Origin of the sequence: Sediminihaliea albiluteola (assembly GCF_014077625.1) — a bacterium.
Classification (GTDB): domain Bacteria; phylum Pseudomonadota; class Gammaproteobacteria; order Pseudomonadales; family Halieaceae; genus Sediminihaliea; species Sediminihaliea albiluteola.
In genome coordinates this window covers 1-21,892 of sequence record NZ_JACFXU010000018.1, presented here as the reverse complement: position 1 = coordinate 21,892, position 21,892 = coordinate 1, and the positions used below count along the sequence as shown (strand labels likewise).

General features: G+C 52.5%; 34 protein-coding genes. 3 read left to right on the top strand and 31 right to left on the bottom strand.

Annotated elements, in window-relative coordinates; genetic code table 11:
• Positions 1-5: 5 nt before the first annotated feature.
• Positions 6-539, bottom strand: a complete 534-nt coding sequence (gene ssb / locus H2508_RS13610; protein ID WP_182174871.1) for a single-stranded DNA-binding protein — start codon at positions 537-539, stop codon at positions 6-8.
• A gap of 292 nt (positions 540-831) precedes the next feature.
• Between ssb and H2508_RS13605 the strand changes: the two genes are divergently transcribed.
• Positions 832-1,701 (top strand): LLM class F420-dependent oxidoreductase, encoded by an 870-nt coding sequence (locus H2508_RS13605; protein ID WP_182174869.1) that lies wholly within the window; start codon positions 832-834, stop codon positions 1,699-1,701.
• Between the two features lie 18 nt (positions 1,702-1,719).
• Here the strand turns inward: H2508_RS13605 and H2508_RS13600 are convergent, their stop codons facing one another.
• Positions 1,720-2,922: an MFS transporter gene (locus H2508_RS13600; RefSeq protein ID WP_182174867.1), complete on the bottom strand. Its 1,203-nt coding sequence runs from the start codon at positions 2,920-2,922 to the stop codon at positions 1,720-1,722.
• 180 nt (positions 2,923-3,102) lie between these two features.
• Here H2508_RS13600 and uvrA point away from each other — a divergent pair, with 180 nt between their 5' ends.
• On the top strand, positions 3,103-5,952 hold the full coding sequence (gene uvrA, locus H2508_RS13595; protein ID WP_182174864.1) for an excinuclease ABC subunit UvrA: 2,850 nt from the start codon (positions 3,103-3,105) through the stop codon (positions 5,950-5,952).
• Between the two features lie 133 nt (positions 5,953-6,085).
• Here the strand turns inward: uvrA and rplQ are convergent, their stop codons facing one another.
• The 28 genes from rplQ to rpsJ all read right to left on the bottom strand — a co-directional run bounded on the left by rplQ (position 6,086) and on the right by rpsJ (position 19,944).
• The gene (rplQ, locus tag H2508_RS13590; RefSeq protein ID WP_182174862.1) at positions 6,086-6,475 is read right to left on the bottom strand and encodes a 50S ribosomal protein L17; all 390 of its coding nucleotides are present in this window, start codon (positions 6,473-6,475) and stop codon (positions 6,086-6,088) included.
• 70 nt (positions 6,476-6,545) lie between these two features.
• Positions 6,546-7,550: a DNA-directed RNA polymerase subunit alpha gene (locus H2508_RS13585; RefSeq protein ID WP_182174860.1), complete on the bottom strand. Its 1,005-nt coding sequence runs from the start codon at positions 7,548-7,550 to the stop codon at positions 6,546-6,548.
• 37 nt (positions 7,551-7,587) lie between these two features.
• On the bottom strand, positions 7,588-8,208 hold the full coding sequence (rpsD, locus tag H2508_RS13580) for a 30S ribosomal protein S4 (RefSeq protein ID WP_182174857.1): 621 nt from the start codon (positions 8,206-8,208) through the stop codon (positions 7,588-7,590).
• Between the two features lie 21 nt (positions 8,209-8,229).
• Positions 8,230-8,622, bottom strand: coding sequence for a 30S ribosomal protein S11 (rpsK, locus tag H2508_RS13575; RefSeq protein WP_182174855.1), 393 nt, complete (start codon positions 8,620-8,622; stop codon positions 8,230-8,232).
• A gap of 77 nt (positions 8,623-8,699) precedes the next feature.
• Positions 8,700-9,056, bottom strand: a complete 357-nt coding sequence (gene rpsM, locus H2508_RS13570) for a 30S ribosomal protein S13 (RefSeq protein ID WP_182174853.1) — start codon at positions 9,054-9,056, stop codon at positions 8,700-8,702.
• 166 nt (positions 9,057-9,222) lie between these two features.
• The gene (gene rpmJ / locus H2508_RS13565) at positions 9,223-9,339 is read right to left on the bottom strand and encodes a 50S ribosomal protein L36 (protein ID WP_182174851.1); all 117 of its coding nucleotides are present in this window, start codon (positions 9,337-9,339) and stop codon (positions 9,223-9,225) included.
• Positions 9,340-9,367: 28 nt separating this feature from the next.
• On the bottom strand, positions 9,368-10,696 hold the full coding sequence (gene secY, locus H2508_RS13560; protein ID WP_182174843.1) for a preprotein translocase subunit SecY: 1,329 nt from the start codon (positions 10,694-10,696) through the stop codon (positions 9,368-9,370).
• A complete protein-coding gene (gene rplO, locus H2508_RS13555) occupies positions 10,697-11,131 on the bottom strand; it encodes a 50S ribosomal protein L15 (RefSeq protein WP_182175420.1) in 435 nt (144 codons plus the stop codon).
• Positions 11,132-11,152: 21 nt separating this feature from the next.
• On the bottom strand, positions 11,153-11,335 hold the full coding sequence (gene rpmD, locus H2508_RS13550) for a 50S ribosomal protein L30 (RefSeq protein WP_182174840.1): 183 nt from the start codon (positions 11,333-11,335) through the stop codon (positions 11,153-11,155).
• 18 nt (positions 11,336-11,353) lie between these two features.
• The gene (gene rpsE / locus H2508_RS13545) at positions 11,354-11,866 is read right to left on the bottom strand and encodes a 30S ribosomal protein S5 (RefSeq protein ID WP_182174837.1); all 513 of its coding nucleotides are present in this window, start codon (positions 11,864-11,866) and stop codon (positions 11,354-11,356) included.
• A gap of 9 nt (positions 11,867-11,875) precedes the next feature.
• Positions 11,876-12,226 (bottom strand): 50S ribosomal protein L18, encoded by a 351-nt coding sequence (gene rplR, locus H2508_RS13540; protein WP_182174834.1) that lies wholly within the window; start codon positions 12,224-12,226, stop codon positions 11,876-11,878.
• 14 nt (positions 12,227-12,240) lie between these two features.
• Entirely contained in the window at positions 12,241-12,768 is a 528-nt protein-coding gene (gene rplF, locus H2508_RS13535; protein WP_182174832.1) for a 50S ribosomal protein L6, read from the bottom strand.
• 23 nt (positions 12,769-12,791) lie between these two features.
• Entirely contained in the window at positions 12,792-13,187 is a 396-nt protein-coding gene (gene rpsH / locus H2508_RS13530; protein ID WP_182174830.1) for a 30S ribosomal protein S8, read from the bottom strand.
• Positions 13,188-13,202: 15 nt separating this feature from the next.
• The gene (rpsN, locus tag H2508_RS13525; RefSeq protein WP_182174828.1) at positions 13,203-13,508 is read right to left on the bottom strand and encodes a 30S ribosomal protein S14; all 306 of its coding nucleotides are present in this window, start codon (positions 13,506-13,508) and stop codon (positions 13,203-13,205) included.
• 12 nt (positions 13,509-13,520) lie between these two features.
• Positions 13,521-14,060, bottom strand: coding sequence for a 50S ribosomal protein L5 (gene rplE / locus H2508_RS13520; protein WP_182174826.1), 540 nt, complete (start codon positions 14,058-14,060; stop codon positions 13,521-13,523).
• Positions 14,061-14,096: 36 nt separating this feature from the next.
• The gene (gene rplX, locus H2508_RS13515) at positions 14,097-14,411 is read right to left on the bottom strand and encodes a 50S ribosomal protein L24 (RefSeq protein ID WP_182174824.1); all 315 of its coding nucleotides are present in this window, start codon (positions 14,409-14,411) and stop codon (positions 14,097-14,099) included.
• 26 nt (positions 14,412-14,437) lie between these two features.
• Positions 14,438-14,806, bottom strand: coding sequence for a 50S ribosomal protein L14 (gene rplN / locus H2508_RS13510; RefSeq protein WP_116366756.1), 369 nt, complete (start codon positions 14,804-14,806; stop codon positions 14,438-14,440).
• Between the two features lie 41 nt (positions 14,807-14,847).
• Positions 14,848-15,117, bottom strand: a complete 270-nt coding sequence (rpsQ, locus tag H2508_RS13505; protein WP_182174822.1) for a 30S ribosomal protein S17 — start codon at positions 15,115-15,117, stop codon at positions 14,848-14,850.
• Between the two features lie 2 nt (positions 15,118-15,119).
• Positions 15,120-15,311: a 50S ribosomal protein L29 gene (rpmC, locus tag H2508_RS13500; protein WP_182174820.1), complete on the bottom strand. Its 192-nt coding sequence runs from the start codon at positions 15,309-15,311 to the stop codon at positions 15,120-15,122.
• The gene (gene rplP / locus H2508_RS13495) at positions 15,311-15,724 is read right to left on the bottom strand and encodes a 50S ribosomal protein L16 (RefSeq protein WP_182174818.1); all 414 of its coding nucleotides are present in this window, start codon (positions 15,722-15,724) and stop codon (positions 15,311-15,313) included. The genes rpmC and rplP overlap by 1 nt, the downstream gene beginning before the upstream one ends.
• An 11-nt stretch (positions 15,725-15,735) precedes the next feature.
• Positions 15,736-16,407, bottom strand: a complete 672-nt coding sequence (gene rpsC / locus H2508_RS13490; protein ID WP_182174816.1) for a 30S ribosomal protein S3 — start codon at positions 16,405-16,407, stop codon at positions 15,736-15,738.
• An 11-nt stretch (positions 16,408-16,418) separates the two neighbouring features.
• Positions 16,419-16,757: a 50S ribosomal protein L22 gene (rplV, locus tag H2508_RS13485; RefSeq protein WP_182174814.1), complete on the bottom strand. Its 339-nt coding sequence runs from the start codon at positions 16,755-16,757 to the stop codon at positions 16,419-16,421.
• Positions 16,758-16,786: 29 nt separating this feature from the next.
• Positions 16,787-17,062: a 30S ribosomal protein S19 gene (rpsS, locus tag H2508_RS13480; protein ID WP_182174812.1), complete on the bottom strand. Its 276-nt coding sequence runs from the start codon at positions 17,060-17,062 to the stop codon at positions 16,787-16,789.
• 36 nt (positions 17,063-17,098) lie between these two features.
• Positions 17,099-17,926, bottom strand: coding sequence for a 50S ribosomal protein L2 (rplB, locus tag H2508_RS13475; protein WP_182174810.1), 828 nt, complete (start codon positions 17,924-17,926; stop codon positions 17,099-17,101).
• 23 nt (positions 17,927-17,949) lie between these two features.
• A complete protein-coding gene (rplW, locus tag H2508_RS13470) occupies positions 17,950-18,246 on the bottom strand; it encodes a 50S ribosomal protein L23 (RefSeq protein ID WP_182174809.1) in 297 nt (98 codons plus the stop codon).
• A complete protein-coding gene (rplD, locus tag H2508_RS13465) occupies positions 18,243-18,860 on the bottom strand; it encodes a 50S ribosomal protein L4 (RefSeq protein WP_182174806.1) in 618 nt (205 codons plus the stop codon). Before rplD ends, rplW begins: the two co-directional genes overlap by 4 nt.
• 18 nt (positions 18,861-18,878) lie before the next feature.
• Positions 18,879-19,514 carry a 50S ribosomal protein L3 gene (gene rplC / locus H2508_RS13460; protein ID WP_182174803.1) on the bottom strand — a complete coding sequence of 212 codons (636 nt, stop codon included), beginning with the start codon at positions 19,512-19,514 and terminating at the stop codon, positions 18,879-18,881.
• A gap of 118 nt (positions 19,515-19,632) precedes the next feature.
• The gene (rpsJ, locus tag H2508_RS13455) at positions 19,633-19,944 is read right to left on the bottom strand and encodes a 30S ribosomal protein S10 (protein WP_027950943.1); all 312 of its coding nucleotides are present in this window, start codon (positions 19,942-19,944) and stop codon (positions 19,633-19,635) included.
• Positions 19,945-20,185: 241 nt separating this feature from the next.
• On the opposite strand from rpsJ, the gene H2508_RS13450 reads away from it, so the two are divergent.
• Positions 20,186-20,590: an NINE protein gene (locus H2508_RS13450; RefSeq protein ID WP_182174800.1), complete on the top strand. Its 405-nt coding sequence runs from the start codon at positions 20,186-20,188 to the stop codon at positions 20,588-20,590.
• 78 nt (positions 20,591-20,668) lie between these two features.
• On the opposite strand, the gene tuf is transcribed toward H2508_RS13450, so the two are convergent.
• Positions 20,669-21,892, bottom strand: coding sequence for an elongation factor Tu (gene tuf / locus H2508_RS13445; protein ID WP_182168390.1), 1,224 nt, complete (start codon positions 21,890-21,892; stop codon positions 20,669-20,671).

The window sequence follows — 21,892 nt, the reverse complement described above, 5'->3', positions numbered from 1 at the left end:
CTGCTTTAAAATGGAATGTCGTCGTCAAAGTCACCAGCAAAGTCGCCAGGAGGCTGGGGTGCACTAGCGGGACCAGGCGCAGCTCCTGACATAGGCGCAGTAGGGGCCTGTTGCGGCGCCCGGGCTTGCTGCGGTGCTGCATAGGCCGGCCCGGCGGCCTGAGACTCATAGCCACCAGCACCGTGGCCTTGACCGGCAGGACGACTGTCAAGCATCTGCATTTCATTGGCGACTATTTCTGTGGTGTAGCGATCTTGGCCATCTTGACCCTGCCATTTACGGGTGCGCAGGGAGCCCTCTACGTAAACTTTAGAACCCTTGCGTAGAAACTCGCCCATAATTTCGGCTAAACGGTTAAAGGCCACCACTCGGTGCCACTCAGTACGCTCTTGTGGCTGCCCAGTCTGCTTGTCTTTCCAGCTATCAGAGGTGGCGATACTGATATTGGTGACGGCGCCGCCGGATGGCATATGGCGCAGCTCGGGATCTGCACCGAGATTGCCCACCAGAATGACTTTGTTCACAGAGCCTTTGCTCATTATTCAACATTCTCCAATTTTTTCAATGACTTACAGACGCATACAACCAAGAGGAACACTGCGTCGATTCTGGTTAGTGGCGTGAAATCGCCGATCAGTAACGATACATCTGACCAGCCTTATATGCCAGTCTTGAGAGTTAAATGATGCCTTTTGAGCACTCTAGACTACTGTACCGTTTGCGCCTATTTCTTATAGAAGCCATCAAAGATCTAGGAATGGCTAGAGCGCTTTGGCTACACTAGCTCAGCAAGCTACGGCTCAACTTTAAACATTAAAAATAGAGGCCCCTATGAAATTTGTCATACCAATGGCGTTTAGTAACAGCGAGGAATTGATTCCCCTGGCACAAGCAGCAGATGAAGCGGGCTGGGATGCCATATCTTTCTCAGACCATATTGTTAACCCCGAAAAGATCAACACTCCCTACCCTTACACAGAGAGCGGCGAACGACGCTGGGATGCGTTTTCCGACTGGCCCGACCCCTGGGTCGCAGTGGGCGCCTGCGCCGCAGCCACTAAACGGCTACGCTTTACCAGCAATGTTTTTGTGCTGCCGATCCGCAACCCTTTTATCGCAGCAAAAGCTATCAGCACCGCGGCGGTGCTATCCAATAACCGCGTGACCCTGACTATCGGCGTAGGCTGGAGCAAAGACGAATACCAACTCATGGGGCAAGATTTTCACAGCCGCGGCAAACGCTGCAATGAAATACTCGAAATTCTACCGCTGCTATGGAGCGGCAAAATGGTTGAGTATCACGGCGAATTCTATGACTTTGACCGCCTAGAAATGAACCCCGCGCCTACACAGCCTATTCCAATTTGGGTCGGCGGGATATCCGAGGCGGCACACCGCCGAGCGGCGCGTTTGGGCAACGGCTGGCTCAGCGATTTACAAAGCAGCGAAGAAATTCTGGCTACGGTGCAGGCTATCAAACAATATCGAGTGGAGTACGGCCGCGAGAAAGAAAGCTTCGATGTAATGGCATCTGCTAATGACGCTTGGGAAATCGAAGGCTACAAGCGACTCCACGAAGGCGGCGTGACCCATCTACTCACCATGCCCTGGGTGTTTTACCACGGCGAGCAAGCGACGCTTGAACAGAAAATTGACGGCATTAAACGCTTTGCCGACGATATTATTGCTCAATTTCGCTAGCTCAGCACAGTGCCCCAGTTAGGACTGGGGCAGCTCAGCCTCACTCGTCTTGCTAGCCACTACTGCAAACGTAGGCAAAGCCAAGAACAACCAAGTCAGCATTAACAGCAAGCAAACGAGCAGCAGCGCTGTCGCGCCCCAAACTTCAATGATGGCACCGCCGGCGGCACCACCGATAAAGGTGCCGAGAAACTGGCAGGTGGAATACACGCCCAAGGCGGTGCCTTTACCACCAGAGAATACGGTTTTGCTAACTAGCGATGGCAAGGTGGCCTCAAGGTAGTTAAAGCCGATAAAAAATAGCCACAAACCAACAGCAATCCACCAGCCCGAGGGCAGCCAAGCTAACAATACTAAGGATAAAGCCAACAAGATAATCCCGCAGGCAAAGGACTCACGAGGCCGCCCCCCGCGCTCGGCTATACGCATCAAGGGCAGCACACCGAGCAGCGACAATAACACTACCGCCAAATAAACCAACCAGTGGGACTCGCGCTGTATCGCCATGCCATCCTGCAGCAAAGCGGGAATCACTAAAAAGGCTGCCATTAAAGTGAAGTGCAGCACAAACACTCCGCCATTTAAGCGCAGCAAACCCGGATCGCGCAGACTGCGCCCCAGCAAGTTAGTGCGCGGCCCTACTTCCGCCTGTCCCTGACTCTGGGATGAAGGCGTGGGAATCAGAAAGAGCACCACTGCAATGCCCAATAAAGCCAGCATTACAGTGAGGTAAAACACTGCAGACAAGCCACCAAAGGAGGCCACCAAAGGCCCAAGAATCAAGGCCAGAGTGAAAGCCAAGCCAATACTTGCCCCGACAATTGCCATTGCCTTGGTGCGCTGTTCCTCACGCGTTAAGTCTGCCACCAAGGCCATCACCGTACTGGCAATGGCACCGGCGCCCTGCAGTGCCCGACCTATGATCACGCCCTGCACCGAGTCCGCCAAAGCGGCCACTAAACTACCCAAGGCAAAGAGTAATAAGCCGCCAATGATTACCGGCTTTCGCCCCAGGCGGTCCGATAACCAGCCAAAAGGAATTTGCAGTAAGGCCTGACTCAAGCCGTATATGCCCAGCGCCAAACCAATCAAAGAGGGGGTGGCGCCTTTGAGCTCAGGCGCGTACAAAGCGAGCAGGGGCAACACCATGAACAGCCCCAGCATACGGAAGCTGTACAGCAGCGCGAGTGTCGATACGGCGCGCCGTTCCAGCGCGTTCATAGGATGTTTGGTTATCACGACAGAAGTTCGTTAGAAATGCCGCGCCATCTTACCAGTTTCAGCGTTCAGCGACAGCATATGGCTATGCCCTCTTAGCCAGCAGCACTATATATTTTGCCAGCCTTGGTGGACAGGGCCTATACTGTCTGGTTCGACCCCATTCGCTAACTCAGGTATCTCATGGCTTTTATCCACGTCCGCGGGGCGCGCACGCACAATCTCAAAAATATCGATTTGGACATCCCCCGAGACCAACTGGTGGTCATCACCGGGCTGTCCGGTTCCGGCAAGTCATCGCTGGCTTTTGACACGCTCTATGCCGAGGGGCAGCGGCGCTATGTGGAATCACTGTCCACCTATGCGCGGCAGTTTTTATCCGTGATGGAAAAACCTGACATGGACCATATTGAGGGTCTGTCGCCAGCAATCTCCATCGAGCAGAAGTCGACCTCTCATAACCCCCGCTCGACGGTAGGCACCATCACCGAGATCTATGATTACTTGCGTCTACTTTTTGCGCGTGCCGGTGAGCCGCGCTGTCCGGAGCATAATGTCAGCCTCCAAGCGCAGACCATCAGTCAAATGGTCGACAGCGTATTAGCCTTGCCAGAAGGCAGTAAGCTGATGCTGCTAGCCCCCGTAGTGAGAGACCGCAAAGGCGAACATCTGCATATATTCGAAGAGCTGCGCGCCTCGGGCTTCGTGCGCGCCCGTATCGACGGTATTGTTACCGACCTCGACGACCTGCCGACACTGGAAAAAAACAAGAAACACCGTATTGAGGTCGTGGTCGACCGCTTCAAGGTACGCGAAGACCTAGCGCTGCGTTTGGCAGAATCCTTTGAGACCGCCCTTGGCTTGACCGATGGCATGGCTATGATCAGCTATATGGACGGGGACGGCGAAGACATTATGTTTTCAGCCCGCTTTGCCTGCCCGCAGTGCGGTCACAGCATCGATGAGCTAGAGCCGCGCATGTTTTCCTTCAACAACCCTGCCGGGGCCTGCGCTGGCTGTGACGGTTTAGGGGTTAAGCAGTATTTCGATGCCACCCGCATCGTACTGCACCCCGAAGCCAGCCTGGCCGAAGGTGCTATTCGAGGCTGGGACCGCCGCAACGTGTACTACTTCCACATGCTAAGCAGCCTTGCCGAGCACTACGGTTTTGCCATCGACACGCCCTTTGAAGAACTCGAGCCAGCGCAGCAAAAGGTGATCTTGTACGGCAGTGGCAAAGAAGAGGTGGCCTTCTCCTATGTCAACGACCGCGGTGACGTGTTCAAACGCAAACATCCCTTTGAAGGCATAGTGCCCAACATGGAGCGGCGCTATCACGATACCGAGTCACAATCAGTGCGCGAAGACTTAGCCAAGTTCCTCGCCACCCAGCCCTGCCCGGACTGTGACGGAACCCGCTTGCGTCGCGATGCACGCCATGTATTCATCGATGAACGCAGCCTGCCCAGCATCACTGAGATGCCGGTCGGGGAAGCCGAGACCTATTTTGAAAACTTACAGCTCGATGGCCGCCAGGGTGAAATCGCCTCGAAGATACTCAAGGAATTGCGCGCTCGTTACCGCTTTCTCGTGGATGTGGGCCTCAATTATCTGACCTTGAATCGCAGCGCAGAAACCTTATCAGGCGGTGAAGCCCAACGCATTCGCTTGGCCTCCCAAATAGGGGCCGGCTTGGTCGGTGTTATGTATATCCTCGACGAGCCATCCATTGGTCTACACCAGCGCGATAATGAGCGCCTACTCAATACACTGATTCACTTGCGGGACCTAGGTAATACCGTATTAGTGGTTGAGCACGATGAAGATGCGATCCGCAGCGCCGACCACGTGATCGATATCGGACCTGGGGCGGGCATTCACGGTGGTCAGGTAGTGGCCCAGGGCAGCGTCCAAGACATCATAGCCAACGAAGACTCACTGACTGGTGCTTATCTATCCGGCAAGCGCGAAATCGCCATACCTGCAGAGCGCAGGCCCAGAGATGAAACGCGCCTATTGAAACTATCCGGCGCGCGTGGCAATAACTTACAGGGGGTCGACTTAGAGTTACCCCTGGGCCTGCTCACTTGCGTCACCGGTGTATCAGGCTCGGGTAAGTCGACACTTATCAACAACACCCTGTATCCCTTGGCAGCGACCGAGCTTAATGGAGCGACCACCCTTACGGCAGCCCCACACCAGTCTATTGAGGGCCTCGGTGCCGTCGATAAGTGCATAGATATAGACCAGAGCCCCATTGGCCGCACCCCGCGCTCCAACCCGGCCACCTATACGGGGATTTTTACCCCTGTCAGGGAGCTCTTTGCCGGCACCCAGGAAGCCCGCTCGCGAGGCTACAAGCCAGGACGCTTTAGCTTTAACGTCAAAGGTGGCCGCTGTGAAGCCTGCCAGGGTGATGGTGTCACCAAAGTCGAGATGCACTTCCTGCCCGATATCTACGTACCCTGTGATATTTGCAAAGGCAAACGCTACAACCGCGAAACGCTCGAAATACGCTATAAAGGCCGCAACATCCATGAAGTGCTGGAGATGACGGTAGAAGATGCACTGGAGTTTTTTGAGCCGGTGCCCTCGATCGCCCGCAAGCTGCAAACGCTGATGGATGTAGGACTGTCATACATACGCCTAGGCCAAGCAGCCACCACTCTCTCGGGTGGCGAAGCACAGCGGGTCAAACTGTCTCGGGAATTGAGCAAGCGCGATACGGGTCAAACCCTCTATATTCTGGACGAGCCCACGACCGGGCTGCACTTTGAGGACATCAGGCAATTACTCGAAGTACTGCATCGACTGCGTGATCACGGCAATACGGTAGTGATTATCGAACACAACCTCGACGTAATTAAAACCGCTGATTGGCTGATCGACTTAGGCCCTGAAGGTGGCTCGGGTGGAGGGCAGATTATTGCCAGCGGCACCCCAGAGGAAGTGGCAGAGATTAAAGGCTCTTATACGGGCCAATTTTTGGCGCCGCTGCTGAAAAAAGCAAAGCAAAAACGCGCGGTGGCTTGAACTTAGCCTTAGCCTATTGGCTGCAGCTAAAGAAGCAAATGCTGCAGCCTAAACGGCGCCATTGAAGAAACATAGAGCATAAAAAAACCCGGCTTTGGCCGGGTTTTTTTAGAGATCGTGATGAAGAAGAGGATTAATCTTCGTCACCATCAACATCTTCTACTTGCGGGCGATCAACCAGCTCGACATAGGCCATAGGCGCTTTGTCACCAGCACGGAAACCACACTTGAGGATGCGGATGTAGCCACCTGGGCGTGACTCGTAGCGCGGACCAAGCTCAGTGAACAGCTTACCTACCGCTGATTTACTGCGAACGCGGTCAAACGCCAAACGACGATTAGCCACGCTGTCGTTTTTAGCTAAGGTGATCAGCGGCTCCGCATAGCTGCGCAACTCTTTGGCCTTAGGCAAGGTGGTTTTGATCAACTCGTGCTCTACCAGTGACACGGTCATGTTACGGAACATGGCCTTGCGGTGAGAGCTGTTTCGATTTAACTGACGTCCACTGTGACGATGACGCATTTTTCCAATCCTATGATTTCTGTGCTATCTCAGCACGGCTAACTGGTAAGTGTTCGGGGTTAAAACGTTATTAAACGCCCAGCACCCGATCATCGTTTTTGAGGCTGGCTGGTGGCCAGTTGTCCAGGCGCATACCCAGCGAGAGGCTGCGCGACGCCAGAACGTCCTTGATTTCAGTCAGTGACTTCTTACCCAAGTTAGGGGTTTTAAGCAGCTCAACCTCTGTGCGCTGAACCAAGTCACCGATGTAGTAAATGTTTTCAGCTTTCAAACAGTTCGCAGAGCGAACTGTCAGCTCAAGATCGTCGACTGGGCGCAGCAGAATTGGATCAACCTCATCCTCTTCCACGACAGACTCAGACTCAGATTCGCTCTCAAGGTCAACGAACACGGCCAACTGCTGTTGCAGGATGGTCGCGGCGCGTCGAATCGCTTCCTCAGGATCGATAGTACCGTTGGTCTCCAAATCGAGAACCAGCTTATCGAGGTCAGTACGCTGCTCAACACGCGCGGCTTCCACCACGTAGGAAACGCGGTGAATTGGCGAGAAAGATGCGTCCAGCTGCAAGCGGCCAATAGAGCGGGTTTCTTCTTCCGGATTTGTACGAGAATCGGCTGGTGAATAACCACGGCCACGGGCAACGGTCAGCTTCATGTTGATCTCAGAGCTGCCATTAACGTGGCAAATCACATGCTCAGGGTTGCTCACTTCAATGTCGTGATCAACCTGAATGTCACCTGCTGTTACTGCACCGGGGCCTTTCTTGCTCAGAGTCAGCTCAGCTTCATCTTTGCCGTTCATGACCAGTGCAACACCTTTGAGATTCAGCAGAATCTCGATGACGTCTTCTTGCACGCCTTCGATAGCGCTGTACTCATGCAGTACACCGTCAATTTCGACTTCGGTGATAGCGCAGCCGGGCATGGAAGACAGCAGTATGCGACGCAATGCATTCCCAAGAGTGTGGCCAAAACCACGCTCCAGAGGCTCCAGTGTCACCTGGGCACGTACGCTGCTCTTCTCTTCAACGTTAATTACGCGCGGGGTCAAAAATTCATTTACTGCAGTCTGCATTCTGGCACCTGTAATAGTAGCTTAGTCCTAAGTCGGATTACTTGGAGTACAGTTCCACGATCAAGTTTTCGTTGATCTCGGAAGACAACTCCTGACGGTCAGGCACTGATTTAAATACACCTTCCAACTTATCGTTGTTGACTTCGATCCACTCAGACTCGCCACGCTGGGCCGATAAAGCCAGGGCAGACTGCACGCGCAGCTGTTTTTTGGCCTTTTCACGAAGGGATACAACGTCACCAGCTTGTACCTGGTACGAAGGAATGTTTACGATGCTGCCATTAACCAGAATCGACTTGTGAGATACCAGTTGACGCGCTTCGGAACGAGTTGAACCAAAGCCCATGCGGTAGACCACGTTATCGAGACGAGATTCCAGCAGCTTAAGCAGGTTCTCACCAGTCGCGCCTTTGCGACGAGCAGCTTCTTTGTAGTAGCCGCGGAACTGCTTCTCTAAAACGCCGTAGATACGACGTACTTTCTGTTTTTCTCGCAGTTGTACACCGTAGTCAGACAAACGTGTGCGACGAGCACCGTGTTGACCTGGAGCTGTTTCTGCTTTGCACTTGCTTTCCAACGCGCGCACTCCGCTCTTCAGGAACAGATCTGTTCCTTCACGACGGGAGAGCTTGCACTTGGGTCCAATATATCGAGCCATGTCAGTTCTTCCTGTAAAGCGTTATACGCGACGTTTCTTGGGCGGACGGCAGCCGTTATGCGGCACTGGGGTTACATCAGTGATGTTGCTGATTTTGTAACCGCAGGCGTTCAAAGCACGAACCGCTGACTCACGGCCAGGGCCGGGTCCCTTAACCTGCACATCCAAATTCTTGAGACCGTATTCTTTGGCCGCTTCACCTGCGCGCTCTGCAGCAACCTGAGCTGCAAAAGGCGTGCTTTTACGTGAACCACGGAAGCCGGAGCCACCTGCTGTTGCCCAGCTCAGAGCGTTGCCCTGACGGTCAGTGATGGTAACAATGGTGTTGTTGAAAGAGGCGTGAATATGCGCAATCCCATCAACAACGGTCTTATTGACCTTTTTACGAGTGCTTTTAGCACCTGGCTTAGCCATAAATTACTTTCCTAATTTAATATCAACACTGCACACAGGTGCAGCTACACTAAAAGGATTCGCAGTAGGTATGCTACCTAGCGACGAATCGGCTTACGCGGTCCCTTACGGGTGCGCGCGTTGGTCTTGGTGCGCTGACCACGCAGAGGCAGGCTGCGACGATGACGCAGGCCGCGGTTGCAACCTAAGTCCATCAGACGCTTGATATTCATGGAGACTTCACGGCGAAGGTCACCCTCAACCGTCATATCACCTACTTTAGCGCGCAGGGCGTCCATCTGTTCTTCTGAGAGATCCGCTACTTTGGCGTCCTCTGCAACACCAGCGTCGGCGCACAGGCGTTTTGCCTGAGTGCGGCCTACACCGAAGATATATGTCAAAGCGATAACAGTGTGCTTGTTATCAGGTATGTTGACACCGGCAATACGAGCCATCCAACTTTCTCCAAATACTTAGTTCTTCGCTATCTGCAGCGCAGCGCCCTGCTCCTGAATTCATCCAGGATGACGAGCGGGGCGCGGAAGGCGCAGCATTCTAGCGGTAAGTTTTCCCAAAATCAACCGTCGACCGGCAGTATTACCATTCGACGACAAGCCGGCCCTAGCCCTGGCGCTGCTTGTGGCGAGGATCTGTAGTACAGATCACGCGCACAACACCGTTGCGACGGACAATCTTGCAGTTTCTGCAGATTTTTTTAACCGATGCACGTACTTTCATTTCTCAATCTCCGTTCACCCGACGCCGCTTAACGCACGCGACCGGAAGCACCATAGGTTTTCAGGTTGGCCTTTTTCATCACAGAGTCGTACTGCTGTGACATCAGGTGGCTCTGCACCTGGGCCATAAAATCCATTACTACTACAACCACGATCAGCAATGAGGTGCCGCCCAGGTAAAAAGGCACGTTCCACATTACAACCAGGAACTGGGGCATCAGACAGACCAGCGCAATATACGCGGCCCCGAATACCGTCAACCTGGTCAACACACCATCAATATAATTGGCGGTCTGCTGTCCGGGGCGGATACCAGGCACAAAGGCACCGGACCGCTTCAGGTTGTCTGCTACTTCTTGCGGGTTAAACATCAACGCCGTATAGAAAAAGCAGAAAAACACAATAAACGCCGTGAACAACAGGATATTCAAGGGTTGGCCTGGACCAATGGCCACGGCCATATCCTGCAGCCAATCGGCTGACCCCGAAGAGCCAAACCACTGTGCCAATGATGCTGGAAACAGCAGGATGCTACTGGCAAAAATTGCCGGTATTACCCCAGCCATATTCACTTTCAGTGGCAGATGCGAGCTCTGCGCCTGAAACATCTTGCGGCCCTGCTGCCGCTTGGCATAGTTCACCGTGATACGACGCTGGCCGCGCTCGATGAACACAATCATGTAAATCACGGCAATCGCAAGAGCCAGGATAAACAGCAAGATGAGAATGTTCAGCTCACCCTGACGCGCTGACTCTAATGACTGACCGATCGCAGAGGGCAAGCCCGCTACAATACCGGCGAAGATCAACAAAGAAATGCCGTTGCCAACACCCTTTTCAGTGATCTGCTCACCCAGCCACATCATAAATACTGCACCGGTAACCAGTGAAGTAATTGCAATGACGTAAAACAGTGGTGCGACACTATAGGCCATGCCTTGATTGGCCATGCCTACGGTCATACCTGTTGCCTGTACAATCGCCAACAACACCGTGAGATAGCGTGTGTACTGGCTGATCTTGCGACGACCCGCTTCGCCTTCTTTCTTAAGCGCTTCTAGCTTCGGTGTCACCGCCGACATCAACTGCATGATAATCGATGCAGAGATATAGGGCATGATACCTAGCGCCAAAATACTCATGCGTTCCAGGGCTCCCCCGGAAAACATATTCGCCAGACCCAGAATCGTGCCCTGATTCTGGTTAAACAGCGCCGCCAACTGGTTAGGGTCAATCCCAGGTACCGGTATATGGGTTCCAATGCGATAAACAATTATCGCCAGCAAGACAAAACGAAGGCGAGCAAAAAGCTCGCCCATGCCTGCCTTGTTAACTCCGGGCAGTTGACCTGTTGCCATTTAGTCCTCTACTTTTCCGCCTGCCTGTTCAATGGCTTCGCGGGCACCTTTAGTAACCGCAAGACCTTTGACAGTGACAGCTTTTTTCAATTCACCGGACAGGAACACACGTGCACGAAGTACGTTTTCACGAACCAAGTCAGCGTCTTTCAGTGCCGCCAAATCAATAACATCACCACTGACTGCATTGAGTTCGCCTAAACGAACCTGGGCAGTCGTGCGAGAGATGCGCGAACTAAAGCCATACTTCGGTAAGCGCTTCTGCAGTGGCATCTGACCACCCTCAAAACCTGGGGCTACCGAACCACCTGAGCGCGATTTCAAACCTTTATGACCACGACCGGCTGTCTTGCCCAAGCCGCTACCGATACCGCGACCGACGCGCTTGGCATCTTTGCGTGAGCCCGGTGCAGGGCTCAGGCTATTCAGTCGCATTACTTCTACGTCTGACATGTTTTAATCCTCAACCCGTAGCATATAATTCACTTTGTTGATCATGCCGCGCACAGATGGAGTGTCTTCCACTTCAACTGTGTGGCCGATACGGCGCAGGCCAAGACCGCGCACACAGGCCTGGTGATTCTTCAGGCGGCCATTGGTGCTCTTGATCTGCGTTACCTTGATAGTTGCTTTAGACATGACAAGCTAACCCAATAATTAATTCAAAATTTCTTCGACAGTCTTGCCGCGCTTAGCAGCAACGTCATCCGGAGCAGACATGTCGCGCAGGCCGTTGAAAGTAGCACGAACTACGTTCACCGGGTTGGTCGAACCATAACACTTGGCCAATACGTCTGTGACGCCAGCAATTTCAAGCACGGCACGCATCGCACCACCAGCAATTACACCGGTACCTTCAACAGCAGGCTGCATGTATACCTTAGAAGCGCCATGGCGTGCGTTTACTGGGTATTGCAGAGTACCGTTATCAAGCTCAACCTGAATCATGTTGCGACGAGCAGCTTCCATAGCTTTCTGGATAGCGACTGGCACTTCACGTGCTTTACCGCGGCCGAAACCAACTTTACCTTTGCCATCGCCAACTACTGTCAGGGCAGTGAAGCCGAAGATACGACCACCCTTGACCACTTTAGCTACACGGTTTACCTGTACCAGCTTTTCCTGGAGGTCACCGTCTTGCTGCTGTCTTTTTTGATCATTAAACGCCATATCTATACCCTAGAATTCCAGTCCACTTTCACGGGCGGCGTCGGCCAGGGCCTTGATACGTCCGTGGTACTTGTAACCGCTGCGGTCAAACGCCACCTTCTCGATGCCAGCTTGCTTTGCGCGCTCTGCTACCAGCTTGCCGACTGCGGCTGCTGCCTCTGCGTTACCAGTGCTGCCACTGCGCAGGCTGCTGTCCAAGGTAGAAGCACTAACCAGTACCTTGTCACCAGCCGGGGCAATCACCTGGGCATAAATGTGACGCGGAGTACGGTGTACACTCAGGCGGTTAACACCGAGGTCACGCATGCGGGCTCGAGCGCGACGGGCGCGACGCAGCCTTGAATCATTCTTTGCACTCATCTCTTAGTTCCTACCTACTTCTTCTTGGCTTCTTTACGACGAACATTCTCGTCAGCGTAACGAATGCCCTTACCCTTGTAAGGCTCTGGCGGACGGATGCTGCGAATATCTGCAGCAACCTGGCCAACAGCCCGCTTGTCTATACCCTTTACGACGATTTCAGTCTGGGAGGGTGTTTCAGCGGTAACGCCTTCAGGCAAAGTGTAATCAACCGGGTGTGACATACCCACGCTCAGGTTAATTGACTTGCCATCAGCCTTGGCGCGATAACCAACGCCGTTTAGCAACAGCTTCTTTTCCCAACCTTCGCTGACGCCCTTGACCATATTGTTCAACAGTGCGCGGGTTGTGCCAGCGATGGCTTTCAACTTGTCACTCTCGTATGCAATAGTCAGAACGTTGTCATCCTGGTTAATCTGCACACCTTCAGTTAGCAAGAACTCAAGATTGCCTTTACTGCCTTTAACGGACAGAACCTGACCGGTCGTCTTAACTTCGACGCCGCTGGGCAGTTGTACCGGATTATTTGCGACTCTAGACATGTTAGTTGCTCTTTAAATCAATCTTAGAAAACGGTGCAGAGCACTTCACCACCCACGCCAGCAGCGCGAGCAGCTCGATCAGTCATCACACCGCGTGATGTCGATACAATGGCCACACCCAAACCGTTGCGGACCGATGGCAGCTCATTCTTGTTGCGATAGCTGCGCAGGCCTGGACGGCTGATGCGATCAATCTCTGCGATTACAGGCTTGCCTTCGTAGTACTTGAGCTCAATGCTCAAACGAGGCTTGCCATTGTCCACGGAAGTGGCGAAGTCTTCGACGTAGCCTTCTTCCTTTAAAACATTTGCAACGGCAGCTTTTAACTTGGAGCCAGGCATTTCAACAGAGGACTTACCGGCCATTTGCGCGTTGCGAATACGGGTCAGCATATCTGACAGCGGATCTTGCATACTCATTTCTAAATCTCTCCGTTACCAGCTGGACTTAACCAGACCAGGTACATCGCCGCGCATAGCAGCTTCACGCAGCTTGTTACGGCACAGGCCAAATTTACGATAGACCCCGTGAGGACGACCGGTGAGCTGACAGCGACGCTGACGGCGCACAGGGCTCGCATCACGTGGCAGCTTTTGCAGGGCAATCTGGGCATCCCATTTTTCTTCATCGGACGCGTTCATATCGCTCAGAATTGCCTTTAGGCTTGCACGCTTCTCGGCGTACTTAGCTACCATACGTGAACGCTTTTCTTCACGCGCAATCATAGATTTTTTAGCCATGTATTAAGCCTCTTAACCTTTCAGTGGGAAGTTGAAAGCACGCAGCAGTGCGCGACCTTCATCGTCCGTACGAGCCGTGGTGGTGATAGTGATATCCATACCGCGCAGGGCATCCACCTGGTCGTATTCAATTTCAGGGAAAATAATTTGCTCACTTACACCCATCGCAAAGTTACCGCGGCCGTCAAAAGACTTGGGGCTAATGCCACGGAAGTCACGAATACGTGGGATCGCGATGCTGATCAAACGATCCAAGAATTCGTACATGCGGTCTGAACGCAGTGTCACTTTGCAGCCAATCGGCCATCCGTCACGGATTTTAAAACCCGCAATGGAGCGACGTGCTTTAGTGATGATCGGCTTTTGGCCAGCGATCTTTTCCATTTCAGCGACAGCGTTTTCCAACACTTTTTTATCGCCTACAGCTTCACCAACACCCATGTTCAGAGTGATTTTGGTGATGCGTGGAACTTCCATCACATTGTCCAAACCCAGCGTTTCTTTAAGCTGAGGAGCGAGTTCGCTCTTGTATTTGTGTTTCAACGTTGCCATGTCTTCTACCTGTTAACTCGTTTAGCCAGCGTCGGCTCAGGAGTCAATCGCCTCGCCATTGGACTTGAAGATACGGATCTTGCTATCTCCATCTACTTTGAAGCCCACACGATCTGCTTTGCTGGTCGCGGGGTTAAAAATCGCCACATTAGAAACCTGAATAGGGGCTTCACGCTCGACGATACCGCCGGCCACACCCATCTGAGGGTTAGGCTTGGTGTGCTTCTTTACCATATTGATGCCAGCAACAATCACGCGATTGTCTGTCAACACCTTGCGAACCTTGCCGCGCTTACCCTTGTCCTTACCGGCCAAGATAACCACTTCGTCATCGCGCTTGATCTTCAACATTTCTCTTCCTCTCTCTGCTGGCCGGACTAGATAACTTCCGGGGCCAGAGAAATAATCTTCATGAACTTCTCACCGCGCAGTTCACGAGTGACCGGGCCAAATATACGCGTACCGATGGGCGCTTCCTGGTTGTTCAATAGGACTGCTGCGTTATCATCAAATTTGATGAGAGAGCCATCTGCACGACGAACACCTTTCTTAGTGCGCACGACAACAGCGGTCATAACCTGGCCTTTTTTGACCTTACCGCGTGGAATCGCTTCCTTCACGGTCACCTTGATCAGGTCACCGACACGCGCGTAACGACGCTTGGAACCACCGAGTACTTTGATGCACATCACGCGGCGGGCACCGCTGTTATCAGCGACTTCCAAATACGACTGTGTTTGAATCATTCTCTACTCCAAACTGCGGCGCTGTGCCGCAAAACCTGCGCTTAAACGACCTGAGTGGCGCTCTCTACTACTTCCAGCAACTTCCAAGACTTAGTCTTAGATACTGGACGCGACTCAGCCACCTTGACGGTATCGCCGATACCACACTCATTGTTTTCATCATGAGCATGAATCTTTGATGAACGTGTAATGTACTTACCGTACACAGGGTGCTTAACCCGACGCTCAATCAGCACAGTGACTGTTTTGTCCATTTTGTTGCTGACAACCTTTCCGGTTGCCGTACGGATACGCTTTTCTGCACCTGACATGATTAATTACCTGCCTTCTGTTTCAGTACAGTCTTGACGCGTGCGATGTCGCGCTGGTTCTGGCGCAATAAATGTGTCTGCCCCAACTGTCCAGTGGACTGCTGCATGCGCAACTTGAACTGATCTTCACGCAGGCTTAGCAGCTGCTTGTTCAGGTCCTCTGCGGACTTATCATGCAATTCGCTTGCTTTCATCACATCACCGACCGTTTTACAAATGTTGTAGTAACGGGAATCTTGGCAGCAGCCAGGGCAAATGCCTCACGAGCCAGCTCTTCAGATACGCCCTGCACTTCGTACAGAACCTTACCTGGCTGAACCTGGGCCACCCAGTACTCCACGTTACCCTTACCTTTACCCATACGTACTTCCAGCGGCTTGCCTGTAATAGGCTTGTCCGGGAAGACGCGGATCCAGATCTTTCCGCCACGCTTGATGTGACGTGTCATGGCACGACGAGCCGCTTCAATCTGGCGCGCAGTGATGCGGCCGCGACCTGTCGCTTTCAAACCGTATTCGCCAAAGCTCACTTTACTGCCGCGAAGGGCCAAGCCGCGGTTACGGCCTTTATGAGTCTTGCGAAATTTTGTACGCTTTGGTTGAAGCATCTGCGTAACCCTTAATTAGTTGCTGTTTTCTTGGCGCCATCGGTCTGTGTATCAGTACCAATAACTTCGCCTTTGAAAATCCACACTTTTACACCGATGATGCCGTAAGTTGTTACAGCTTCGTAGGTGGCGTAATCGATATCTGCACGCAGCGTGTGCAGAGGTACACGGCCTTCGCGGTACCACTCAGAGCGAGCAATTTCTGCACCGCCCAAACGGCCACCGACCTGAACCTTGATACCTTCCGCGCCCTGGCGCATGGCGTTCTGTACCACACGCTTCATAGCGCGACGGAACATAACGCGACGCTCGAGCTGCTGCGCGACGTTCTGCGCTACCAGCTTGGCATCCAGGTCCGGCTTGCGGATCTCTTCGATGTTGATGTGCACAGGCACACCCATTTTTACAGCCAAGGTTCTACGCAGCTTATCTACGTCTTCACCTTTTTTGCCGATCACGATACCGGGACGAGCGGTGTGGATTGTGATACGTGCGGTCTGTGCCGGACGCTCAATCACCACACGACTGACGGAGGCGTGCTCAAGCTCTTTCTCGATGAACTTGCGAACTTCTAGATCACTGATCAGGTTCTTCGAGTAGTTCTTGTTGCCGGCATACCAGATTGAGGTATGGCTTTTAACAATACCTAAGCGGATACCGACTGGATGTACTTTCTGACCCATTTGGTCTTCTCCTAACCTTCGCCGTCTGCAACTTTTACTGTGATATGACAGCTGCGCTTTAAAATGCGATCCGCACGGCCTTTGGCACGCGGGCTCAGACGCTTCATTGTCATACCTTCGTCTACAAAGATGCTGGAAACCTTAAGCTCATCCACATCTGCACCTTCGTTGTTCTCAGCATTGGCAATCGCAGAGTCGAGAACTTTCTTGACAATGTGAGCCGCCTTTTTGGGGCTGAATTCCAGCAGGCTCAACGCTGTCTCTACCGGCAGGCCGCGCACTTGGTCTGCGACCAGGCGTGCTTTCTGCGCTGAGATACGTGCGCCCTTTAGTCTTGCTGCAACTTCCATTTTCCTAAACCTCGCTATAGACCTGCGCTTTAGCGCTTGGCCTTCTTGTCCACGACATGGCCTTTGAACGTGCGGGTTGCCGCAAATTCACCCAGCTTGTGACCAACCATATCTTCGTTGATCAGAACCGGTACGTGCTGACGACCATTGTGTACAGCTATAGTCAGGCCCACCATATCTGGTGAAACCATGGAACGGCGCGACCAGGTTTTGATCGGGCGACGATCGTTGCTTTCAAGAGCAACTTCGACCTTTTTCATCAAGTGAAGGTCGATAAAAGGACCTTTCTTCAGTGAACGTGGCACAATCTTCTTCCTCTAAAATCTGGTTAACGGCAACCGTTACTTCTTACCACGACGACGGACAATCAGGTCGTCAGTACGCTTGTTCTTGCGGGTCTTATAACCCTTGGTCGGAACACCCCATGGAGTGACCGGATGACGGCCACCCGAAGTACGACCTTCACCACCACCATGCGGGTGATCAACTGGGTTCATAGCAACACCACGAACCGTTGGACGAACACCGCGCCAGCGTGAAGCACCTGCCTTACCCAGTTTGCGAAGACTGTGCTCGGAATTGGACACTTCGCCCAAAGTTGCACGACAGTCAACCAGCACTTTACGCATCTCGCCAGAGCGCAGACGCACAGTTGCATAGCGACCTTCACGTGCCACCAACTGCGCCGAGGAACCCGCTGAGCGAGATACCTGAGCACCTTTGCCTGGCTTCAGTTCAAGGGCGTGGATCACTGAACCGACTGGAATATTGCGCAGTGGCAGACAGTTACCCGCCTTGATCGGCGCAGAAGGACCAGACTGCAACACATCACCAGCTTTAACACCCTTCGGTGCAATGATGTAGCGACGCTCACCATCAGCAAACAACAGCAGCGCAATGTGTGCGGTGCGATTGGGATCATATTCAACACGCTCAACTTTGGCCGGAATTCCGTCCTTAGTACGCTTGAAGTCGACAATGCGATAATGCTGCTTGTGACCACCGCCAATATGACGAGTAGTGATGCGGCCATTGTTGTTACGACCACCATTGCGAGACTGCTTCTCTAACAGAGGCGCATACGGAGCACCCTTGTGCAGATCTTCGCTAACCACACGGACGACATGACGGCGACCGGGGGAAGTGGGCTTACTCTTCAGAATTGCCATTTTAAAACCTACTCCTTCTCGCCTTACTCGGCGGAAGCAAAGTCAATTTCCTGACCCTGCTCCAGACGAACGTATGCCTTTTTCCAGGTCGGCTTGGCGCTAAAACCAAATTTGTTACGCTTAACCTTGCCCTTAACCTTTAGAGTCTGAACGCTGTCAACCTTGACTTTAAACAGCTGCTCTACCGACTTGCGAACTTCCAGCTTGGTAGCATCTACCGCAACCTTGAACACATACTGATTGTTCGCGTCAGCTACAATGGCAGCCTTCTCGGATACATGCGGACCTACCAGTATTTGAAATACACGCTCCTGGTTCATCCCAGCATCTCCTCTAACTTCTTAACTGCGTCCACAGTCATCATGACCTTGTCATAGGCAATCAGGCTAACCGGATCGACACCATCGACATCGCGCACATCAACCTTGTGCAAGTTGCGGGCAGCTAAGTACAGATTGCTATCCAGCTCCGAAGTCACAATCAACACGTTGTCGACGCCGTATTCACCCAACTGCTTAGCCAGCAATTTGGTTTTTGGCTGCTCAACCTGAACCGACTCAACCACAACCAAACGATCTTGGCGCGCCAGCTCGGACATAATCGAGCACATAGCTGCGCGATACATTTTGCGATTCACTTTTTGCGAGTGATCCTGCGGCTTAGCCGCAAAAGTCACACCACCGGAACGCCAAATAGGCGAACGAATGGTTCCCGCACGAGCACGACCAGTACCCTTCTGACGCCACGGCTTCTTACCACCGCCATTGACTTCCGATCGAGTCTTTTGTGCTCGAGTTCCCTGGCGAGCACCCGCCATATAGGCAGTGACCACCTGGTGAACTAGGTCTTCATTAAACTCACGAGCAAAGGCAACATCAGAAACAGACACTTTCCCTGCGTCGAGATTACCTGGCTTTACTACACTCAGTTCCACGTTAGAAACCCCCTAACCTTAAGCCTTGACTGCGGGACGCACGATCACGTCTCCGCCCGGTGCACCGGGGACAGCGCCCTTGATGAGCAGCAAGTTACGCTCTGCATCAACACGGACAATTTCCAGGCCCTGGGTAGTTACACTTTCAGCACCCATATGACCGGCCATCTTCTTACCCCTGAATACACGACCTGGGGTTTGGCACTGACCGATTGAACCGGGAGCGCGGTGCGACAGCGAGTTACCGTGCGTGGCATCCTGCATGGCAAAGTTCCAACGCTTAACTACGCCCTGAAAACCTTTACCTTTTGATTTACCTGCTACGTCAACTTTCTGACCAACCTGAAACCGCTCAACAGTCAACTCGGAACCCACCTCAAAAGCTTCCTCAGAACCTTCTGTGCGGAATTCCCATAGACCTAAACCGGCCTCGACACCCGCTTTAGCGAAATGTCCAGCTTGAGACTTACTGACTTTTGAGGCCTTACGGTTGCCCGTAGTGACCTGAATTGCGCAATAGCCATCGCTATCGAGCTCTTTGATCTGAGTAACGCGGTTTGGAGAAATCTCCACTACGGTTACTGGAATTGATGCGCCATCTTCGGTAAAAACGCGAGTCATACCGGATTTACGGCCGACTAAACCAATAGTCATTTTGCTAACCTCTCAGTGTACGGGGCTTACCCTCTATGGCCGCCCGAATGCGCCTACCGCAACCGGGCGTTACACACTCGGGACTCCTGCCCCAAGCAGGTCTTGCTACGAATTTTCGTTAACCAAGACTGATCTGTACTTCAACACCTGCTGCCAGGTCCAACTTCATCAGGGCGTCTACAGTCTTCTCTGTAGGCTCCACGATATCTAACAGACGCTTGTGAGTACGAATCTCGTACTGATCACGTGCATCTTTGTTCACGTGCGGCGATACCAGCACAGTGTACTTTTCCTTCCGCGTAGGAAGAGGGATCGGCCCCTTAACCTGCGCACCAGTACGGCGTGCAGTTTCTACTATTTCCTGAGTCGACGTATCTATCAGGCGATGATCAAATGCCTTAAGGCGAATTCGAATGCGTTGATTCTGCACCAGACCTAACTCCAATCAATAAAAAACCAGGAACCCGCTAGGGAGCCCCCCGAAAAAGGAACGCGAATTCTATAGACCGACCCGGGTAGTGTCAAGCAGGGACTGGTAAATAGTTTCGGTGAGTCCGACTTATTTCCATGGGCATTTGCCGAAGCGGATTATGGCATTATAGTCGCAGGAAGCAAGCACAAGTTTTACCTTATTTATCACAATGACGATATAAACACGGAGCACAGCCAATATGCAGCAAAAACCACCCAGTCATTCAGTCTTCATGGGCTACTTATTATGGATCTTCGGCTTCATAGGCGCCCATCGCTTTTATTATGGCCGACAAATTACCGGCATTATTTGGTTTTTTACTTTAGGCTTATTCTTTATCGGCTGGATAATCGACTTGCTGTTAATACCGAGCATGGCCCGCAATGCTGACCAACGTTACCAAGCCGGGCGAACTGACTACGACTTAGCTTGGATTCTGCTCACCTTTTTAGGTGTATTTGGTATCCACCGCCTCTACATGGGCAAGATTTTTACTGGCATTCTCTATCTACTCACCCTCGGACTGTTTGGTATTGGTATTTTGTATGACTTTTTAACACTCAACGGTCAGATTTCAGAACGCAATTATCAGCAGCGGGACTAATTACTCGAAAAGTAGTTTTTACTAGCCAAAAAAAACCCGGCCATCTGGCCGGGTTTTTTGTCACTCAAATCAGCGATCTTACTCGATGATCTTGGCAACTACACCTGCACCCACTGTACGACCGCCTTCACGGATCGCAAAGCGCAGACCTTCGTCCATCGCAATCGGTGCAATCAAGGTCGCAACCATCTGTACGTTGTCGCCTGGCATCACCATCTCAACGCCTTCTGGCAGCTCACATGCACCTGTTACGTCCGTAGTACGGAAGTAGAACTGGGGACGGTAGCCTTTAAAGAATGGCGTGTGACGACCACCTTCGTCCTTGGACAGAATGTAAACCTCTGCTTCGAACTTAGTGTGTGGCTTCACAGAACCGGGCACCGCCAGTACCTGACCACGCTCAACGTCTTCACGCTTAGTACCACGCAGCAGAACACCAACGTTCTCACCAGCACGGCCTTCGTCTAGCAATTTGCGGAACATCTCAACACCGGTACAAACAGTTTTCTGTGTGTCACGGATACCAACGATTTCCAGCTCGTCACCAACTTTAACAATACCGCGCTCAACACGACCAGTCACAACAGTACCGCGACCAGAGATTGAGAACACGTCTTCTACTGGCATCAGGAAGGCCTGATCAATAGCACGCTCGGGCTCAGGGATGTAGCTGTCCAGAGTCTCTACCAGTGTCTTAACAGCAGTAGTACCCAGACCGTTGTCGTCTTCGCCGTTCAAAGCCATCAGTGCCGAACCACAGATGATTGGCGTGTCGTCACCGGGGAAGTCGTACTGGTCAAGCAGCTCACGCAGCTCCATTTCAACCAGCTCTTTCATCTCTTCGTATTCTTCTGAGTCAGCACCGCCACAGTCTTCAGCCAGCAGGTCTGCTTTGTTCAGGAACACAACGATGTAAGGAACACCTACCTGACGCGACAGCAGGATGTGCTCACGGGTCTGAGGCATTGGGCCATCAGTGGCGCCACATACCAAGATAGCGCCGTCCATCTGTGCAGCACCGGTGATCATGTTTTTCACATAGTCAGCGTGCCCAGGGCAGTCAACGTGTGCGTAGTGACGCTCAGGAGAGTCGTATTCTACGTGTGAAGTAGCAATAGTGATGCCACGCTCTTTCTCTTCCGGTGCGTTGTCAATACCATCGTAGGCAACTGCAGCACCACCCCATACCTCGGCGCATACGCGTGTCAGCGCCGCTGTCAGCGTGGTTTTACCATGGTCAACGTGACCGATGGTGCCCACGTTGACGTGGGGCTTATTACGTTCAAACTTTTCCTTACTCAT

Bases quoted from the DNA above. Each gene is read 5' to 3' on its own strand.
- rplB (WP_182174810.1), bottom strand. From the start codon at position 17,926: ATGGCAATTCTGAAGAGTAAGCCCACTTCCCCCGGTCGCCGTCATGTC.
- uvrA (WP_182174864.1), top strand. From the start codon at position 3,103: ATGGCTTTTATCCACGTCCGCGGGGCGCGCACGCACAATCTCAAAAAT.
- rpsH (WP_182174830.1), bottom strand. From the start codon at position 13,187: ATGAGTATGCAAGATCCGCTGTCAGATATGCTGACCCGTATTCGCAAC.
- H2508_RS13450 (WP_182174800.1), top strand. From the start codon at position 20,186: ATGCAGCAAAAACCACCCAGTCATTCAGTCTTCATGGGCTACTTATTA.
- rplN (WP_116366756.1), bottom strand. From the start codon at position 14,806: ATGATTCAAACACAGTCGTATTTGGAAGTCGCTGATAACAGCGGTGCC.
- rpsC (WP_182174816.1), bottom strand. From the start codon at position 16,407: ATGGGTCAGAAAGTACATCCAGTCGGTATCCGCTTAGGTATTGTTAAA.
- rpmC (WP_182174820.1), bottom strand. From the start codon at position 15,311: ATGAAAGCAAGCGAATTGCATGATAAGTCCGCAGAGGACCTGAACAAG.
- rplX (WP_182174824.1), bottom strand. From the start codon at position 14,411: ATGTTGAAGATCAAGCGCGATGACGAAGTGGTTATCTTGGCCGGTAAG.
- H2508_RS13600 (WP_182174867.1), bottom strand. From the start codon at position 2,922: ATGAACGCGCTGGAACGGCGCGCCGTATCGACACTCGCGCTGCTGTAC.
- H2508_RS13585 (WP_182174860.1), bottom strand. From the start codon at position 7,550: ATGCAGACTGCAGTAAATGAATTTTTGACCCCGCGCGTAATTAACGTT.
- rpsQ (WP_182174822.1), bottom strand. From the start codon at position 15,117: ATGTCAGGTGCAGAAAAGCGTATCCGTACGGCAACCGGAAAGGTTGTC.
- rplV (WP_182174814.1), bottom strand. From the start codon at position 16,757: ATGGAAGTTGCAGCAAGACTAAAGGGCGCACGTATCTCAGCGCAGAAA.
- rplC (WP_182174803.1), bottom strand. From the start codon at position 19,514: ATGACTATTGGTTTAGTCGGCCGTAAATCCGGTATGACTCGCGTTTTT.
- rplR (WP_182174834.1), bottom strand. From the start codon at position 12,226: ATGAGTGCAAAGAATGATTCAAGGCTGCGTCGCGCCCGTCGCGCTCGA.
- rpsN (WP_182174828.1), bottom strand. From the start codon at position 13,508: ATGGCTAAAAAATCTATGATTGCGCGTGAAGAAAAGCGTTCACGTATG.
- ssb (WP_182174871.1), bottom strand. From the start codon at position 539: ATGAGCAAAGGCTCTGTGAACAAAGTCATTCTGGTGGGCAATCTCGGT.
- rpsD (WP_182174857.1), bottom strand. From the start codon at position 8,208: ATGGCTCGATATATTGGACCCAAGTGCAAGCTCTCCCGTCGTGAAGGA.
- rplP (WP_182174818.1), bottom strand. From the start codon at position 15,724: ATGCTTCAACCAAAGCGTACAAAATTTCGCAAGACTCATAAAGGCCGT.
- rpmD (WP_182174840.1), bottom strand. From the start codon at position 11,335: ATGTCTAAAGCAACTATCAAGGTAACGCAGATCAAGAGCACCAATGGC.
- rpmJ (WP_182174851.1), bottom strand. From the start codon at position 9,339: ATGAAAGTACGTGCATCGGTTAAAAAAATCTGCAGAAACTGCAAGATT.
- rplQ (WP_182174862.1), bottom strand. From the start codon at position 6,475: ATGCGTCATCGTCACAGTGGACGTCAGTTAAATCGAAACAGCTCTCAC.
- H2508_RS13605 (WP_182174869.1), top strand. From the start codon at position 832: ATGAAATTTGTCATACCAATGGCGTTTAGTAACAGCGAGGAATTGATT.
- rpsM (WP_182174853.1), bottom strand. From the start codon at position 9,056: ATGGCTCGTATTGCCGGTGTCAACATACCTGATAACAAGCACACTGTT.
- rplW (WP_182174809.1), bottom strand. From the start codon at position 18,246: ATGAACCAGGAGCGTGTATTTCAAATACTGGTAGGTCCGCATGTATCC.
- rplE (WP_182174826.1), bottom strand. From the start codon at position 14,060: ATGGCAACGTTGAAACACAAATACAAGAGCGAACTCGCTCCTCAGCTT.
- rpsE (WP_182174837.1), bottom strand. From the start codon at position 11,866: ATGGCGTTTAATGATCAAAAAAGACAGCAGCAAGACGGTGACCTCCAG.
- rpsK (WP_182174855.1), bottom strand. From the start codon at position 8,622: ATGGCTAAGCCAGGTGCTAAAAGCACTCGTAAAAAGGTCAATAAGACC.
- tuf (WP_182168390.1), bottom strand. From the start codon at position 21,892: ATGAGTAAGGAAAAGTTTGAACGTAATAAGCCCCACGTCAACGTGGGC.
- rplO (WP_182175420.1), bottom strand. From the start codon at position 11,131: ATGCGACTGAATAGCCTGAGCCCTGCACCGGGCTCACGCAAAGATGCC.
- rplF (WP_182174832.1), bottom strand. From the start codon at position 12,768: ATGTCTAGAGTCGCAAATAATCCGGTACAACTGCCCAGCGGCGTCGAA.
- secY (WP_182174843.1), bottom strand. From the start codon at position 10,696: ATGGCAACAGGTCAACTGCCCGGAGTTAACAAGGCAGGCATGGGCGAG.